Origin of the sequence: Marinobacter nitratireducens, from assembly GCF_000708045.1 — a bacterium.
Lineage (GTDB): Bacteria > Pseudomonadota > Gammaproteobacteria > Pseudomonadales > Oleiphilaceae > Marinobacter > Marinobacter nitratireducens.
The window spans coordinates 351,807-367,518 of the sequence record NZ_ANIE01000007.1 but is presented as its reverse complement, the minus strand read 5'-3'; the positions used below and the strand labels follow the sequence as shown (position 1 = coordinate 367,518).

General features: G+C 57.5%; 14 protein-coding genes. 4 read left to right on the top strand and 10 right to left on the bottom strand.

Annotation, left to right across the window (positions count from 1 at the left end):
* The first annotated feature begins 4 nt into the window (after positions 1-4).
* Entirely contained in the window at positions 5-1,312 is a 1,308-nt protein-coding gene (argA, locus tag D777_RS12870; RefSeq protein ID WP_036132765.1) for an amino-acid N-acetyltransferase, read from the top strand.
* Here the strand turns inward: argA and D777_RS12865 are convergent.
* Positions 1,286-2,356: an aminopeptidase gene (locus D777_RS12865; protein WP_036132764.1), complete on the bottom strand. Its 1,071-nt coding sequence runs from the start codon at positions 2,354-2,356 to the stop codon at positions 1,286-1,288. The two genes, argA and D777_RS12865, sit on opposite strands and share 27 nt — an antisense overlap.
* Before the next feature lie 166 nt (positions 2,357-2,522).
* Here D777_RS12865 and D777_RS12860 point away from each other — a divergent pair, with 166 nt between their 5' ends.
* Positions 2,523-6,248 carry a DUF1631 family protein gene (locus tag D777_RS12860; protein WP_036132762.1) on the top strand — a complete coding sequence of 1,242 codons (3,726 nt, stop codon included), beginning with the start codon at positions 2,523-2,525 and terminating at the stop codon, positions 6,246-6,248.
* A gap of 19 nt (positions 6,249-6,267) precedes the next feature.
* Entirely contained in the window at positions 6,268-7,134 is an 867-nt protein-coding gene (locus D777_RS12855) for a phosphoribulokinase (RefSeq protein WP_036132761.1), read from the top strand.
* 7 nt (positions 7,135-7,141) lie between these two features.
* Here the strand turns inward: D777_RS12855 and D777_RS12850 are convergent, their stop codons facing one another.
* From D777_RS12850 to D777_RS12835, 4 genes are all read right to left on the bottom strand, one after another.
* On the bottom strand, positions 7,142-7,987 hold the full coding sequence (locus D777_RS12850) for a pirin family protein (protein ID WP_036132760.1): 846 nt from the start codon (positions 7,985-7,987) through the stop codon (positions 7,142-7,144).
* A gap of 37 nt (positions 7,988-8,024) precedes the next feature.
* Positions 8,025-8,627 carry an FMN-dependent NADH-azoreductase gene (locus D777_RS12845; protein ID WP_036133108.1) on the bottom strand — a complete coding sequence of 201 codons (603 nt, stop codon included), beginning with the start codon at positions 8,625-8,627 and terminating at the stop codon, positions 8,025-8,027.
* A 142-nt stretch (positions 8,628-8,769) separates the two neighbouring features.
* A complete protein-coding gene (speD, locus tag D777_RS12840) occupies positions 8,770-9,561 on the bottom strand; it encodes an adenosylmethionine decarboxylase (RefSeq protein ID WP_036132758.1) in 792 nt (263 codons plus the stop codon).
* A gap of 247 nt (positions 9,562-9,808) precedes the next feature.
* Positions 9,809-10,231 (bottom strand): OsmC family protein, encoded by a 423-nt coding sequence (locus D777_RS12835; protein WP_036132756.1) that lies wholly within the window; start codon positions 10,229-10,231, stop codon positions 9,809-9,811.
* Positions 10,232-10,505: 274 nt separating this feature from the next.
* On the opposite strand from D777_RS12835, the gene crp reads away from it, so the two are divergent.
* The gene (crp, locus tag D777_RS12830) at positions 10,506-11,147 is read left to right on the top strand and encodes a cAMP-activated global transcriptional regulator CRP (protein WP_036132755.1); all 642 of its coding nucleotides are present in this window, start codon (positions 10,506-10,508) and stop codon (positions 11,145-11,147) included.
* 14 nt (positions 11,148-11,161) lie between these two features.
* Here the strand turns inward: crp and modC are convergent, their stop codons facing one another.
* Genes modC through D777_RS12805 form a run of 5 tightly spaced genes read right to left on the bottom strand, consistent with a single transcriptional unit; the run spans position 11,162 to position 15,614 of the window.
* Positions 11,162-12,244, bottom strand: a complete 1,083-nt coding sequence (gene modC, locus D777_RS12825) for a molybdenum ABC transporter ATP-binding protein (RefSeq protein ID WP_036132753.1) — start codon at positions 12,242-12,244, stop codon at positions 11,162-11,164.
* The gene (gene modB, locus D777_RS12820; RefSeq protein ID WP_036132752.1) at positions 12,241-12,918 is read right to left on the bottom strand and encodes a molybdate ABC transporter permease subunit; all 678 of its coding nucleotides are present in this window, start codon (positions 12,916-12,918) and stop codon (positions 12,241-12,243) included. Before modB ends, modC begins: the two co-directional genes overlap by 4 nt.
* A gap of 20 nt (positions 12,919-12,938) precedes the next feature.
* Positions 12,939-13,724, bottom strand: a complete 786-nt coding sequence (modA, locus tag D777_RS12815) for a molybdate ABC transporter substrate-binding protein (RefSeq protein ID WP_051669092.1) — start codon at positions 13,722-13,724, stop codon at positions 12,939-12,941.
* The gene (locus D777_RS12810; protein ID WP_036132751.1) at positions 13,724-14,674 is read right to left on the bottom strand and encodes an alpha/beta fold hydrolase; all 951 of its coding nucleotides are present in this window, start codon (positions 14,672-14,674) and stop codon (positions 13,724-13,726) included. The genes modA and D777_RS12810 overlap by 1 nt, the downstream gene beginning before the upstream one ends.
* A complete protein-coding gene (locus tag D777_RS12805) occupies positions 14,640-15,614 on the bottom strand; it encodes a sterol desaturase family protein (protein WP_036132750.1) in 975 nt (324 codons plus the stop codon). The genes D777_RS12810 and D777_RS12805 overlap by 35 nt, the downstream gene beginning before the upstream one ends.
* Between the last annotated feature and the right edge of the window lie 98 nt (positions 15,615-15,712).

Here is a 15,712-nt window from a genome sequence, read left to right as displayed (position 1 = left end):
GTGATTGAATTCTAACGACTGGCTGCATGGGTTCCGGCACTCATCCCCCTACATCAACGCCCATCGCGGTCGTACGGTGGTGTTGACCATTCCCGGGGACGCCATTGCCGACAGAAACTTCATCAACATCATTCACGACATTGCGTTGTTGAGCAGTCTCGGGGTGCGATTAGTGGTGGCGTTCGGCGCCCGACCGCAGATTCAGTCACGCCTGGACAGTGCCGGTTTTGAATCCTCGTTCGCCCGCAACCTCCGCGTGACGCCGGAATCGGTATTGCCGCTGGTGATGGAAGCCATCGGCGGTTTGCGGGCACACCTCGAAAGCCAGTTGTCCATGGGGCTGGTAAATTCACCCATGCACAATGCCAGGATTCGGGTCAGTAGCGGAAATTACGTGACCGCCCGGCCTGTCGGTGTCCTGGATGGCATTGATTATGGCTACACTGGCCGGGTGCGCCGGGTCGATGTGGCGGGCATTGAAAAGCTCCTTGAGCTGGGCCATATCGTGTTGCTGCCGCCTATGGGGTACTCGCCCACTGGCGATGCCTTTAACCTGTCCTATGAAGATGTGGGTAGCCAGGTTGCGGCGGCGCTTCAGGCGGAAAAGTTGATCGTGTTCATAGACGATCAGGGGTTGCTGGAGGAAGACGGCTCATTGATCCGGGAACTCTCGGCAAGGCAGGCATCAGAGCGTTTGGCGTCTGGCGCGGTGACCGGTCATGATGCCGACTTGCTCAGGGCTGCCTGCGATGCCTGCGTAAAAGGGGTTCGTCGGGCGCACATTATTAGCTACCTGAAGGATGGTGCGCTGCTGGAAGAGATGTTTACCCGTGATGGTTCCGGCACCCTGGTCAGTGGCGACCACTACGAGCAGATTCGGCAGGCCCGGGTTGAGGATATCGGCGGCATTCTGGAATTGATTCAGCCCTTGGAAGAACAGGGGATTCTGGTCAGACGATCCCGGGAAATGCTGGAGACCGAAATCGACCGCTTTGTCGTGGCCGAACGGGACGGCACCATTGTTGGCTGTGCGTCGTTGCATCTGTACCCGGATGAAGGGGCGGGAGAGTTGTCCTGCTTCGCGGTGGACCCATCCTACCGGCGCTCCGGTCGAGGTGACGAGATTCTGGCCATGGTCGAGAAGTTGGCCCGCGGCCAGGGGCTTGGCAAGTTGTTTGTTCTTACCACCCAGACCGAACACTGGTTTCGGGAGCGCGGTTTTCAGCCGACTTCCGTGCAGTCTTTGCCTGGCCCAAAACTGGCTTCCTACAATGCCCAGAGAAATTCAAAGGTCTTCTGTAAACCGCTCTGACAGCTTCTCCAGGGTTGCCGACCGCGTACTGGCAGGCTGTTTCGCGAGGCCTTTCACCGCGTTGTAGAACGCCGGGTAGTTGTGGTCCAGCTCTCTCAGGAGCTCTCGAAAACCCGGTACGTACTGGTTGTACTGCTGGAATAAAGCAAGGTTGGCATTGTTGAGCTGTTCAGGGTATGCGCCGAACGGGCCGGGTTGCGCCCAATGTTCTGTCAGCTCGTTGTAGGAAGCCAGCAGATCACTGAGGATGTCAGCTTTAACACGTCTGAGCTCCTCTTCCGGGCGCGCCCCCTGCTGGCGGTAGAGGGTTTTCAGGCTGTTGGCGGCTTCCCGAACCAGCTCCAGGGTCTGTTGGCGTTGCTGCAGCCGTTCCAGGGCCAGTTCGAACAGCTGCGGCTTGCCAGCCTGGACCAGCCATCCCTTGAGGCCCTCGAGTTCCACCGCTGTGGCAAAGCTTTCGTTGAAAGCGGTATCACCGTCGACATAGACAACACGATGCGCGAGTTCGTGAAACATCAGCGCCACCATGCGATCTTCGCTGAGTCGGGTGAAGCCGGAATGTAGCGGGTCGTCAAACCACCCGAGAGTCGAGTAGGCAGTAACACCTCCAATCAGTGTGTCATAGCCTTCAGCTTCGAAAATCGCCTGTTCCGCCCGAGCATCGTCAATGTCGAAGTACCCACGGTATGCCTGGCAGCCCAGTACCGGATAACACCAACGGTGTGGCTCCAGGGAGAATTCCGGCACGGCGACCAGGTTGACCACCACCCACGGGTGATTGAGTTGCACATACTCTGTGAAGGCATCGCCGATCGGGAGCGAAAGCTTTTCCTGCGCGTAAAGTCGCGCCTGTTTCGCTGTCTGAAGGGCTGAACGAAGTTCGGGGTCGGTGTGGTCTCCGGACAGCAAGGCATCCACGGGTTCGCCGGACGTCATCAGTGACAGGTGACCTCCTATCGCCTGGGTGTAGTAGCCAATGGTCGTACACCCCGAGAGGCCTGTTACCAGTAGTAAAAGAAGATATATCTGGCTAAGCTGTTTCATTAATCACAATGTTGTAATCAAGGTCGGTTGTCTGATCGGATCTGACCGCTATATTACAGACATGGTTCCCAAAGTAGCAGGTGGCCAAGGCCGCCATTTTCAGGGATGTGAGTCACACAGGTCGGCTTTGGTAACGGCTGTGGCTTGCTGAAATATCAGGTAGTTCATGGATCCTAGAGAACGTCGAAGCAGCCCCCGGCAGCCCATCAAGCTTGCAGCCCAGATTGACTTGGGTATGGGTGAGTCCTGGCCCTGTCAGATCGCGGACTTTTGCGCCGAGGGGCTGTTTGTACGCTATTCCGGTGATACGTCACGAAAGCTTGATCAGGCACTCGCAGGTGGAACGCCCCCGGAAATCGTAGTCCGGTTTCGCAGCGTCGATGGCAGTCACCGCCACGAGTTGTATGTGAATATTGTGCGTCGCATTGATGGTGCCATGGGCGTCAATTTTACCCGACCGAACCCGGAAGCCGTTGGTGCCATGCTTCAGCAGTGTGGTGGTTCTTCGAGCCAGCAGAGGGCATCGCTCCGGGCACCGAGCGATCGGATCCAGTTTGTTCTGCACCAGTCTGCCAAAGCGGTGATTCAGTTTATCGAGCCGCTCATGGATGCCTGCTTTGTGCAGATGGTGTCCGGCCTCAAGGCCGCGGCGCAGAAAGCGTCAAGCGATCAGTTGGCCAATGAGTACATGGACGCCTCCGGGCAGATTCAGGCCCGGCAACGCGTGATCTGGCATCAAATGGCCCGCAGCCTTGAATCGCCCTTGAAACCGGCCCCCAAGGGATTTCCAGGGTCGGAGTTGTCCGTTGTCGACAAAGGTGAATTTGAGGACTGGCTGACCATTCGTGTGATGGTCACCAAAGCCGACACCCTGTATCGGGGAGATCTGCTTCAGCTTAAGCTGCGCCTCGACAAGCTTGGCATTGCTAACGCAACCGGTCACCACAATCCCCTCGGGCCATCCCTTGTCTGTGAAGCGTTTCACGCGGGCTTGAGCCAGATGAAGACTTCCCGCGAGGTGGAAAAAGTCTGCCTGAAAGTCTTTGAACAATCGGTTCTGCAGCATCTGGGGCCGCTCTACAAAGAGCTAAACAACATACTGATTCGCCACGGCGTTCTGCCTGATCTGGATCTGACCAAATATCTGAGTGACAAGGCTGCGAACACCAAGGAACCGCAGCCCAAGCCTAAAGCGCCTACAGAGTCGGTGAAGAAAGCCGCAGCTCCCGCCGAGCGGGAAAAACCGACAAGCCAACCCGGTAAGACCGGGAACGAGTTTCGGGGCTATGCCCAGGCCGCCCAGACGGCCTTTGCCACCGTCAGAAATCTGCTGACGACGCTCAATGCCAGTCGCGTAGCGCGGGGTGATGCAGAACCCGTCGCGTTTGCCCCGAATGCTCGCCCGTTGTCCTCCGGCGAACTGCAGCGGGAGCTGCAACAGTTGCAGGTTGAGGCCCCCGGGGCCGAGGCGCTGCCGCTCCGCGAGCGTGTGGTCGAGAAGGTCAAGGAAAGTGGCGATAACCGGCTGAACGAAGAGCAGCAGTCAACCCTCGACGTTGTCGATCGGTTTTTCCATTCGGTTGTCGAGAGCCCCAAGCTCAGCGAGCACGCTCAGGCGCGCATGCGACAGTTGGAGGTGCCTGTCCTCAAAGTAGTCATGAGGGATCCAGAGTTCTTTGACGATCAGGACAGTCCAGTTCGCGGGGTGCTCAATCGCCTGGCCCAATTGGGAGTGAAAGGCGGGCGAATCAACCCTGTGGTTCAGCGCCGTATGGACGAGCTGGTTACCCGCATTACCAATGACTTCGAGCAGGATACCGGTGTCTTTGAGCAGACCGTACAGGAACTCGATACTCTGATCGATCGGCAGAACCTTGTGTACCGGCGCAACGTCGAGCGGGTTACGGCAGCGGCTGAGGGGGCACAGAAGGTTTCAGACTCGAAGGCGGCCGTCTCTGAGGTGCTTAATCAAAAACTGGCCGGTCGCAAGGTTCCCAAAGCGGTGTTGAGTTTGCTGGACGGAGGCTGGCGTGATTTGCTGTCGCTGACCTGGATTCGTCAGGGGGCAGACAGCCAGTTATGGCAGGACTACCTGTCGGTGATCGATTCCTTGCTGGCATTCGCTGAGGACCCGGCGAGCCCCATCAATTTGCCGGAGCTTTTGCGAGTGATTCAGGACGGCCTGGCGTCGATCTCCAGCAATCACATGCCTTCGTCGCAGATCCGTGATGAGCTCAAGCAGTTTCTCGTGCGCAGCCCCGATACCTTGCCAGAAATGGTCGAGGTGCCGGCGATGCAGGAAGAGGAAAAAAGCACCAATAAACTGTCTGAGCGGGAGAAGCGGAGCCTGCAACGCTGGATCAACAGGGCGCAGCAGCTGCGAACCGGAGACTGGTTGCGAGATCAGGACAACCCAGAGGAACCCCAGTACATCCGACTGGTGTGGATTGCCCGGGGCTTCAGCCGCTTTGTGTTCGTCAATCACCAGGGCATGCGGGTGGTGGAGTTGGAGCTGGAAGCGCTGGCCCGGCAGATGCGTAAAGGCGTGATTGTTCCGGATAGCCAGTATGAGCGGCCGCTTGTGGATGAAAGCATTGACCGTATGGTTCGCAATGTTTATGACCAGCTTTCCTGGGCAACGACCCATGATGAGCTGACAGGGTTGCTCGGGCGCCGAGAATTTGAACGCATGCTGGATCAGCAGTTGGCGAGACGGGAAGATGATCGTGCCCTGGTTCGGTTAGACCTGCGCCGTTTCCGGCTGCTGAATGACACGGCGGGTTACCAGGCCGGCGACGATACGTTGAAAGAGGTGGCCAGGCTACTGGGCCAAAAAGTAGAAGACGGCATGCCGTTGGCGCGCCTGGCTGGCAACGAGTTTGCCCTGCTGGTGCCCGCCGAGACGGCCTTGGAGTCGGCTAGGGCACTGGTGTCGTCGGTGGAAAGCGCCGAATTTACCTTCGGGGGTCGCAGCTACAAATTGTCGGCCAGTGCCGGGGTGGTGCCTCAGTTGCCCACCCTGGTGAACGCAGAGCGTTGGTTAAGGGCCTCGGAACAGGCACTGTCTTCGGCCAAGCAGCTGGGGCATGGCAAAATTGCCGAGTATATGCCCGACGCGTCAGAGCAGGCTCGTCAGGAACAGATTGCCGAGAAGGTTGCGAGCCTGAGTGACTTGAACGAGGAGCGCATGTTGTTGCGTTGTCAGAAGATCATTCCGCTTCATCCCAAGGCCAATATGTCGGCGCAGTATGAAGTGCTGATCAGTATGTATGATGACGCGGGGAACCTGATTACCGGCCATGATTTCGTTCGTATGGCGGAGCGCTACGACCGCATGCAGGCGGTCGATCGCTGGGTGGTGGGTCATATGCTTGACTGGTTGCGGGACAAGGCTCCGGACCCCAGGCATCTCGGGGGCATGTGTATCAACCTGTCTGGCTACTCACTGAATGATCAGTCCCTGCTGGAGTTCATCTACGAGAAACTGAGTGAGAAGAATGCCCCTATAGAGCGGCTCTGGTTCGAACTCACGGAAGCTTCCGCGATCAACGATGTGGCAGCAATTGCCGAATTCATTGAAGAAATGAAAGAGCTGGGGTGTCGTTTCTGTCTGGGGAACTTCGGCAGCGGCCCGAGCTCTTTCCAGTTCATGCGTTCGCTGCCGGTGGACCTGATCAAGATTGATAGCGCGTTTATTGGCCAGCTCACCACCAGCGAGACAGACCGGGCCATGGTGCGCTCCATGGTCGATATGGCGCATTACATGGACCGTGAAGTTATCGCATCACAGGTTGAATCGCGGGATATTCTGGATATGCTGAGACAACTGGGTGTGGACTACGCTCAGGGTTTCGTCGTCGAGAAACCGAGGTTGCTCGACACTCTCACCTGATTTCCAGGGTTTTCCAATCATGTCGAAGCGTCATCCGATCATTGCTGTGACCGGCTCGTCCGGTGCAGGCACCACGACCACCGGTCAGATCTTCAGCCGCATGTTTGCCAGCGAGGGACTGAACGCGGCTATGGTCAGCGGCGACAGCTTTCATCGTTACAACCGTGAGCAGATGGCGCGTCTGGCGGCCAAGGGCCAATTTGGCGAGCGCAACCATTTTGCCCTGGCGGCCAATCACATCGACAAGCTGGAGGCGCTGTTTTACGACTACGGTCATACTGGCAATGGCCGTTATCGCCAGTACGTCCACGACGAAGACCGTAACCTCGTCTCCGCAGGGCACAAGCCAGGCACCTTTACACCCTGGCAATCATTGCCGGCAGATACCGATTTGCTGTTCTATGAAGGGTTGCATGGCGGTGTGGTCAGCGAGGCCTTCAACATCGCACAGTATGTTGACCTGCTGATCGGAGTGGTACCCATTGTGAATCTGGAGTGGATCCAGAAAATTCACCGGGACACCCACAAACGGGGATACAGCCAGGAGGCTGTCGTAGAAACCATCATCAACCGGATGGACGACTACGTACACGACATTGTGCCGCAGTTTTCTCACACCCACATCAACTTCCAGCGTATCCCCCTGGTGGACACATCCAATCCCTTTGTTGTGCGGGATGTGCCCTCGGAAGACGAAAGCATGCTGGTGATCCGCTTTCGCGACCCGTCGGAAGTGGACTTCCCTTATCTGCTTCAGGTGATTGCCGGTAGCAGTCTGTCCCGTCGGGATACGCTGGTTATCCCGGGAACCAAGATGGCTCTGGCCATGGATCTGTTGGTCAGACCCATGGTTCAGAAGCTGATGGCCCAGAAGCCGTTTGCCTGACACCTGTTCAGGCTGTCAGGCGACCATCCCGATAGTCCCGGAGAGTCTGTTCGATCTCTTCCCGGGTGTTCATGACGAATGGGCCGTACTGTACGACCGGTTCGCCAATCGGCTTGCCCGCGATCAACAGCAAACGAGCCCGCTCAGCCCCGCCGGTCAGGATGATATGGTCACCATCGCTCAGTACACTGGCGGCGCTGGCACGCAGGGGAGTCCGGCCAACGCTGGCTTCGCCCTCGTACAGGTAGAGCATTGCGTTGTGGCCCTCGGGTATGGGCAGCGTGAGCTTTGCCGCGGGTTCCAGGTGGATATCCGCATAAATCGGCTGGGTACTGCGATCCGTGACTGCCCCTAGACAGCGTTGCTCGCCGAGTTCGAGCGTGCCTGCGATCAGCTTGAGTTTGCTTCCTGCAAAGGTGAACTCGGGGATACTTTCCGGCTGAAGGTCCTGATAGCCCGCGTCGGTCATTTTCTCGGCGGCAGGCAGGTTCAGCCAGAGCTGGAAGCCCCGCATCAGGCCCTCGGTCTGCTGAGGCATCTCCGAGTGAATGATGCCACGCCCGGCGGTCATCCACTGGACACCACCCGTGCACAGATCGCCCTGGTTTCCCAGGTGGTCCTCGTGCAACATGTGGCCATCAAGCATATAGGTGACGGTCTCAAAGCCGCGATGCGGGTGCGACGGGAATCCCGCGATGTAGTCCTCTGCGCTCTCCGAGCCAAACTCGTCCAGCATCAGGAACGGGTCCAGCCGAACCGACGGGTTCTGTCCGAGGGAACGTTTGATCCGAACGCCGGCGCCATCGGATGTCTCGGCACCGGGAATGACCTGTTTCAGCATGCGCTCTGTCATCAGCTACCTCCTGCCAACCGGCATTGTTTCGAACGTCTCAGGATGCCAGGGCTGCAATGTCCCGGCTGGCTTCAGTCAGGGCATTGTGCTTCTGCTCATCACCCATGTTGAGCCCCTCGGCATAAACAAAGTGCAGATCGGTCAGGCCGATGAAGCCCAGGAACGAGCGAATGAACGGAGTCTGCGAATCATTCGCTGTCCCGGCATAGATGCCACCGCGGGCCGCCAGTACATAGACGGGGCGATCCTGAAGCAGACCAACCGGGCCATTCTCAGTGTAGCGGAAGGTAATCCCTGCCCGTGCAATGTGATCGAAGTAAGCCTTGAGTGCGGAGGGAATGCCGAAGTTGTACATCGGGACTCCGAGAACCAGAATGTCGGCGTTATGGATTTCATCGATCAATGAATCTGAATAATCCACGACTTGCTGTTGGTCGTTGTTGCGCTCGTCCGCCGAGGCAAGGAAAGCACCAAAACGGGTCGCATCCAGGTGCGGGACCGGCTCGGCGGCAAGATCCCGTGTCGTGACCTGGATCTCGCCGTGGGTCTGGCGAAGCTGCTCAAGCGTTTTTTCAACCAACTGCGAGGATTGGCCGTCTTTGCCAAAGATACTTGCGGTAACAACGAGAATGTTCTTCATGTTCATAGCCTCCAAGGACATTGGAATGTGATGGGACTATTGAACAGCTAGAGCAGATAGGATGAAATCGGAGAATCTTGGAGGCTTTGTTCAAAAAAACTGATGGATGTTCGGCGCGCCGCCCGGGGCGCGCCTTGCCAGCCTATTCCACATTCCGGGAGTAGAAGATTTCCAGCATCTCCCGGCGCAGGCGTTCCTCAATGGACTTGGCTTCGTCGGGGTCCAGGTCGCTGGCATTCACCCCGAAAACGTAATTATCGAGATCAAAGTTTTTCAGCATCATCTTGGTGTGGAACAGATTTTCCTGGTACACGTTCACGTCGATCATCTGATAGGCGTTTTGCGTATCTTCCGTGAGGTAGTTCTGGATCGAGTTGATGTCGTGATCAATGTAATGCTTGGTACCATCCACATCGCGAGTAAAGCCCCGGACCCGGTAATCCACTGTCACAACGTCCGAATCGAAGCTGTGGATAAGGTAGTTCAACACTTTCAGTGGTGAGATCAGGCCACAGGTCGAAACGTCAATGTCCGCACGGAAGGTGCTGACACCGTCGTGCGGGTGGCTTTCCGGGTAGGTGTGAACCGTGACGTGGCTCTTGTCCAGATGCGCCACGATGGTATCCGGAAGGGGGCCTGGCGATTCTTCGTTGTTTGCCTCGCCGTTGGTCAGTTCATGCTCCGCAATCAGCATGGTGACGGACGCACCGTGAGGCTCGTAATCCTGACGGGCAATGTTGAGTACATTGGCGCCGATAATTTTAACCACGTCGGTCAGAATCTGGGTCAGACGCTCGGCGTTGTACATCTCGTCAATGTAGTCGATGTAGGCTTCGCGTTGTTCTTCGGTCTGCGCGTAACAGATGTCGTAGATGTTAAAGCTCAGGGATTTGGTCAGGTTGTTGAAACCGTGCAATTGGAGTTTGGTTTCCATGCTCAGCCCCTCCGGATGATGGAGATGAATGACTGCAGGGCGAGCCTATTCCGCCCTGCCGAGGCCGCCACCGACTACTGACCAGGCTGTTCACCTTTTGCGCAGACCGGCGGAGAGGGTGCGTATTATGCACACCGGACGTGACATTGGATAGTCTGTGAAAGCACATTTTAGCACCGGTATCTGTTACTGCTTCCCGGCGGATGCCAGAGGCCCTTTTCTGGCCCTATTTGAAGGGCCGGATGTGTTATTCAGCGTCGCGGATTTCGTAGCTGTGAGTGATCTCGACGCCGGCTTTTTCCAGCATGATGGAAGCAGAACAGTACTTCTCCGCGGACAGGCTGACCGCGCGCTTGACATGGTTCTCTTTCAGGTTGTTTCCGGTCACCACAAAGTGCAGGTGTATTTTCGTGAAGACAGAGGGAACGGCGTCGGCACGCTCGGCGTCCAGGTCGGCGTGGCAAGCGGTCACGTCCTGGCGGCTTTTCTTCAGGATGCTCATGACATCAAAAGAGGAGCAGCCTCCGAGACCCATCAACAGCAATTCCATCGGGCGAGGCCCCAGGTTTTCGCCGCCATGATCCGGAGGGCCGTCCAACTGTACGCTGTGGCCACTGCCACTGGTGGCCTTAAAGCTGGCATTGCCTGTCCAGTCGACGGTTGCTTTCATAAAACCTGATCTCCGTTGGCTTGGGTTCTGGCGCAGGGCAATGCATGCGCCGGGATGCTTGTCTGGTTGCTGGATGCTAGCACAGTCGCAATTCTGTGGCAGTGGTCAGGGCGCGGGATGGATACATTATGTATACTGTTTCCGGTTGCCCAAATCAGGCCTTCTTGTTATAAGTTGCGCTGATTTTGAATAAAAATGAACGAACCCGCAGGGAAAGCCGGGTGCATAACAACCATTGGGACCCGCCAGTATTTGAGGAGGCACGACTCGCATTATGGCTACTATCGTCAAGCCGGTTGAGCAGAAGACCAAACATCTCGATTATTTCCTTTCCCAGTGCCATCGCCGGCGCTACCCAGCCAAGAGCACCATCATTTACGCCGGTGACAAGAGTGACTCCCTGTTCTACATCGTCAAGGGGTCGGTTACGGTAATCATCGAGGATGACGATGGCCGTGAGATGATCATGGCATACCTCAATGCTGGAGACTTCTTCGGTGAGATGGGGCTGTTTGACAACATGGATTCCCGCAGTGCCTGGGTGAAAGCGAAGTCCGAGTGTGAAGTTGCCGAGATCTCCTACACCAAATTCCGCGAGATTGCCCAGCAGGATCCGCGTGTTCTTTATTTTATTGGCGAACAAATGGCATCCCGCCTGCGCCAGACCACGCGCAAGGTCGGGGACCTGGCGTTCCTGGATGTTACCGGTCGTGTTGCCCGTACACTGCTGGATCTCTGCAAGGAGCCGGACGCGATGACGCATCCGGATGGTATGCAGATCAAGATCACCCGCCAGGAGATCGGCCGGATCGTCGGCTGCTCCCGCGAAATGGTGGGTCGGGTTCTGAAAACCCTCGAAGATCAGGGACTGGTCCGGGTCAAGGGCAAGACCATGGTGGTCTACGGTACCCGGTAAAGCCCAACGCTTTCTCAGTCAACAATTGCCACTGATTTTACCTGCATCCAGACCCTACGCTCTGGTTGCAGGTCCAGGCATTCCACAGAGCGGCTTGTCAATCGCGCCAGAAACGGGGTGTTTCCGGCGACCAGCCGGACCATCGCCGTGCCGGGACTCAGGTCCGTGGCAATCTCATCGACCCGCGCCGGTATCAGGTTCTGGATGCTTTGATCAGAATGCTCTTTCAGGGCAATGCTGACATCTCTGGCCAGAACCTGCAGTCGGATACGTTGCCCTTGATGGAGAGAGTCACGGCTGCGGATCCACAGATGTCCTCCCTCGAATTCCGCCCGCGCCAGGTGCCAATTGGGCTCCATTTCCCTCACCGTGGCGTTCAGTATGACACCGGCATCCTCTTCCAGACCGAATGGCTGATCGGTCCGCGCCAGCGTCTCCTGCAGCGGGCCCTCGGCAACCACCCGGCCGCGGTCCATCATCACAATGTGATCCGCCAGCCTGGCTACCTCCGCGGCCGAATGCGATACGTAGATGATGGGCAAGGACAGGCTGTCCCGGAGCGATTCCAGGTACGGCATGATCTCCTGCTTGCTGGCCTGATCCAGCGCTGCCAGAGGTTCGTCCATCAACAACAGGTTTGGGCTGGTCAGTATGGCCCGGCCAATGGCAACGCGCTGACGCTCCCCGCCGGACAGGCCTCCGGGCATGCGATCCAGAAGATGCTCCAGCCCCAGCCATTGAATTGCCTGATCCATCTGGATGCGGCGGTTTGCCTTCGGGGTTCGTCGATAGCCGTACAGCAGGTTCTTCCGGACCGTCAGGTGGGGGAAAAGACTGGTCTCCTGGAATACGTAGGCCAGCGGACGGTGATGGACCGGGCGGGTCTGAGTGTCGTTCTGCCAGCAATCGCCGTTAACCGACATGGTCCCGGCGGCACGTTGTAATCCCGCCATGCAGCGCAACAGGGTGGTTTTGCCGCAACCAGAGTGGCCAAACAGGGCGGTCACCCCGCTACCCGGCAATTTGAGGTCCACTGCCAGCTCAAACCCCGGGTATCGGCACTGAAAGCGGGCTTTGATGCCCGGCCCGACAGTCATTTGAGCGCTCCTGCTCCAATGCGTCCGTTGATGGAGTAGAGCGTAACAAGGACGAGGAACGAGAACGCAATCATACCGGCCGACAGCCAATGTGCCTGGACGTACTCCAGGGATTCCACATGGTCATAGATGGCCACGGACAACACCTTGGTCTCGCCGGGAATGTTGCCGCCAATCATCAGAACCACACCAAATTCGCCGACAGTGTGGGCGAATGTCAGTACGGCGGCGCTCAGGAACCCGGCTCGCGCCATGGGCACCACGACCGAGAAAAACTGATCGATCGGGGATGCGCTCAGCGTGGCAGCGGCCTCGAGATATCGGTGATGAACGTTCTGAAAGGCATTCTGCAGAGGCTGAACGGTAAAGGGCAGGGAATAGATCATGGATGCGATCACCAGGCCCTCGAATGTGAAGGGCAGTAGCGTCAGCCCAAGGGAATCCATCGCGCTTCCAATCGGGCCGTTGGGGCCGAGCAGAACCAGCAGATAGAACCCGAGAACGGTGGGCGGGAGAACCAGCGGCAGTGCCACAATGGCGGCAACGGGCTGGCGGATCCAATGTTTGCTCCGGGCAAGCCACCACGCGATCGGCGTGCCCACGAGGAGCAGAAGCAAGGTCGTTGATCCCGCCAGTTTTATGGTCAGCCAGATAGGTTGCCAATATGGATCCATGGGTCGCCCGGAATGATGAATCAGAGAGGTGTATCGTACCCGAAGCGCTGGATGATCGTCTTGGCCTCTTGCTCACTCAGAAACTGAAGCCAGGCTCGCGCGGCGTCATTCTTCTCGCCCCTGGTCAGCAAAACAACCTGCTGCTGTATCGGTGAGTAGTACTGCTGGGGGACAGGCCAGCTCGATCCGGCCCCACGATCCCAGGCCTTGACCTGGGACAGAGCTACAAATCCCGCATCGGCATTGTGTGTGGCAACGAACTGGAAGGTCTGGGCAATGGAGTCGCCGCGAACCAGGCGGGGCTGAATTGGGTTCCACAAATCCAGGTTGGTCAGGACCTGCTCCGCCGCGGCACCATAGGGGGCGGTCTTGGGATTGGCAATGGCCAGTTTCCTGAAGTCGGCGGATGACAGCCAGCGAACGGGATCACTGAACTGCTCCGTCCGAGGGCTCCAGAGAACCAGTTTGCCTTGTGCATAGGTGGAGCGGGTTCCTGCAACACCCCGACCGTTTTCTTCCAGCAATTGGGGGCGGCGAATGTCAGCCGCCATGAACACGTCAAAAGGCGCTCCGTGCTCTATCTGGGCGTAGAGTTTGCCGGTCGAACCGTAGCTTGCCGAGACAAGGTGGTGCGTGGTCTGTTCAAAGGCGCTGATCAGTGCGCGGGCGGTGTCCGTGAAATTGGCAGCGATCGCCACACGGACCTCGCCTGCCCCGGCGAGCGGGGCCGATAAGATCATTGCTGCCACCAGCAGGACTCGATGTATGCAGGTATTCAGTTTGAACGGTGACGGCACGTCAGGCATCAGGCGGTTTCCAGCGTTTGCGACTGGTCCGCGTATTCCCGGACCCCGGCCTGTGATTCTATCAGGCTCAGGACATAGCTCCATACTTCGTCGGCGTTGGTTTCATTAAGCATTTCATGGCGCCCCCCTTCAAACAGCCGCAGCGTGACCTGCTCAACGCCAGCATTACGGATGGCCTGAAAATGGCGTCTGACGCCCTCGCCCATTTCTCCGACCGGATCACAGGTGCCGGCAAACAGATGCACGGGCAGATCCTTGCGCCAGCTCTGAGGATCGATCGTCAGCATGCCACTGACAAAGTCATGCCAGAGCCCTGTGGTGCATTCAAAGCCACACAGTGGATCTCTGAGGTACTGGTCGACCTGAGTGGTATCTCTGCTCAACCAGTCGGAGGTTGTTCGATTGGGGCGGAAGCGCCGATTGAACTTGCCGAACGTCATGGTTGCCAGAAACTTACTGCGGTGCTCCGGGCCAAAAAAGGCACGGATTATTCCGATCAGGAGGCGTGATGATTTCAGTTCAAAAGGGTTAATGCGATTGGTAGCACTGAGGATCAGCGCGTCTGCCGCGAGTGGGTGTTGCTGGATACAGCTCTGGGCGATGAACGACCCCATACTGTGTCCCAATAACAGCAAGGGGAGGCTGGGGAAGCGGGCACGTGCGTCTATGAGAATCCGGTGCAGATCGTCTGTGACTTTATGCCATCCACTCTGTTGATGGTACAGGCCGAGTGTCTCGGGCCCGCAATTCGGACCATGCCCGCGGTGATTGTAGGTCGTCACCGCGATACCTCGCTCCGCGAGCCAGCGGGCAAACCCGGTGTATCGTCCGGAATGTTCGGCCATGCCATGGGCAATAACCAGCATGGCGGATGGGCTGGTAGGGCTAATGGTCACACCATGGATAAGGTGCTGATCAAGGCCCGTCAGGGTGAATGTGTGTTCCTGCATGTTGTGATTCCGGGTTGGTGGGTGCCGGGCGTTCCCACTCCGGCGGCTTCCATAAATGTTTGAGTCGAGACATTAATCTGCCAGGGCGTGCCATGTCGCGGAACAGATCCACGTATTCGTGAGTCCAGAGTACAAGCAGGTTATTGGAAGGGACCGGCCGGGTGATGCCGTATTCCGGTGGATCCTGGGCATCTTCGGAAACGAAGGTGCCGAACAGGCGGTCCCAGAGTATCAGCGTGCCGCCGTAGTTACGGTCGATGTAACCGGGATTGCGGCCGTGATGGACCCTGTGGTGGCTGGGGGTGTTGAAGATGAATTCGATCCAGCCCGGAAGGCGCCTGATCAGGGTGGTATGAATGAAGAACTGATACACCAGTGACAGCGCGTAGGCGATGCCGATCCATACTGGATTGAAGCCGAGAAGGGCCATGGGCAGGTAGAACACCCACATGCCATTGAAAATATTCGTGGCATTCTGACGCATGGCGGTCGAGAAGTTCATGCGCTCCGAGGAATGGTGGACAACATGAGCCGCCCAGAACCAGCGCATACGATGACTGGCGCGATGCATCCAGTAGAAACAGAGATCCACTCCGACAAAGGTCAGCAAGCCCGTCAGCCAGTTCAGTTCCAGATCAAACAGCCGGTAGTGGTAACAGAGCGCATAGACCGGGAAGGCGATGATGCCTGCGAACAATAACTCGGTGACCTGGTAGCCGGCGCCGAGGGCAAAGTTGCGGAAGGCTTCACGCGTATCCATGAGTTTGGGGTCATGGCGTATCTTCAGGTACTCCCAGACGGCCACGATCACGAAAACCGGCGTGGCAACGACGAAAATGAGTTGGCGCTCATCCAGCGCCAGCCAGGGCGCAAGTGTCTCCCAGAGGGCTTTGAGGCCGCTGTCTTCGAAAACGGCCAGGATCATGTCGGTCAGAGCCATGCGAAATACCTATGGGTGTCATGTTAATGCTTACCCATTGTGGCACGCGGGGCCGGTATCGCCGGTGTCCCATTCCGTCAGGGCTACTGGCGTTTTCC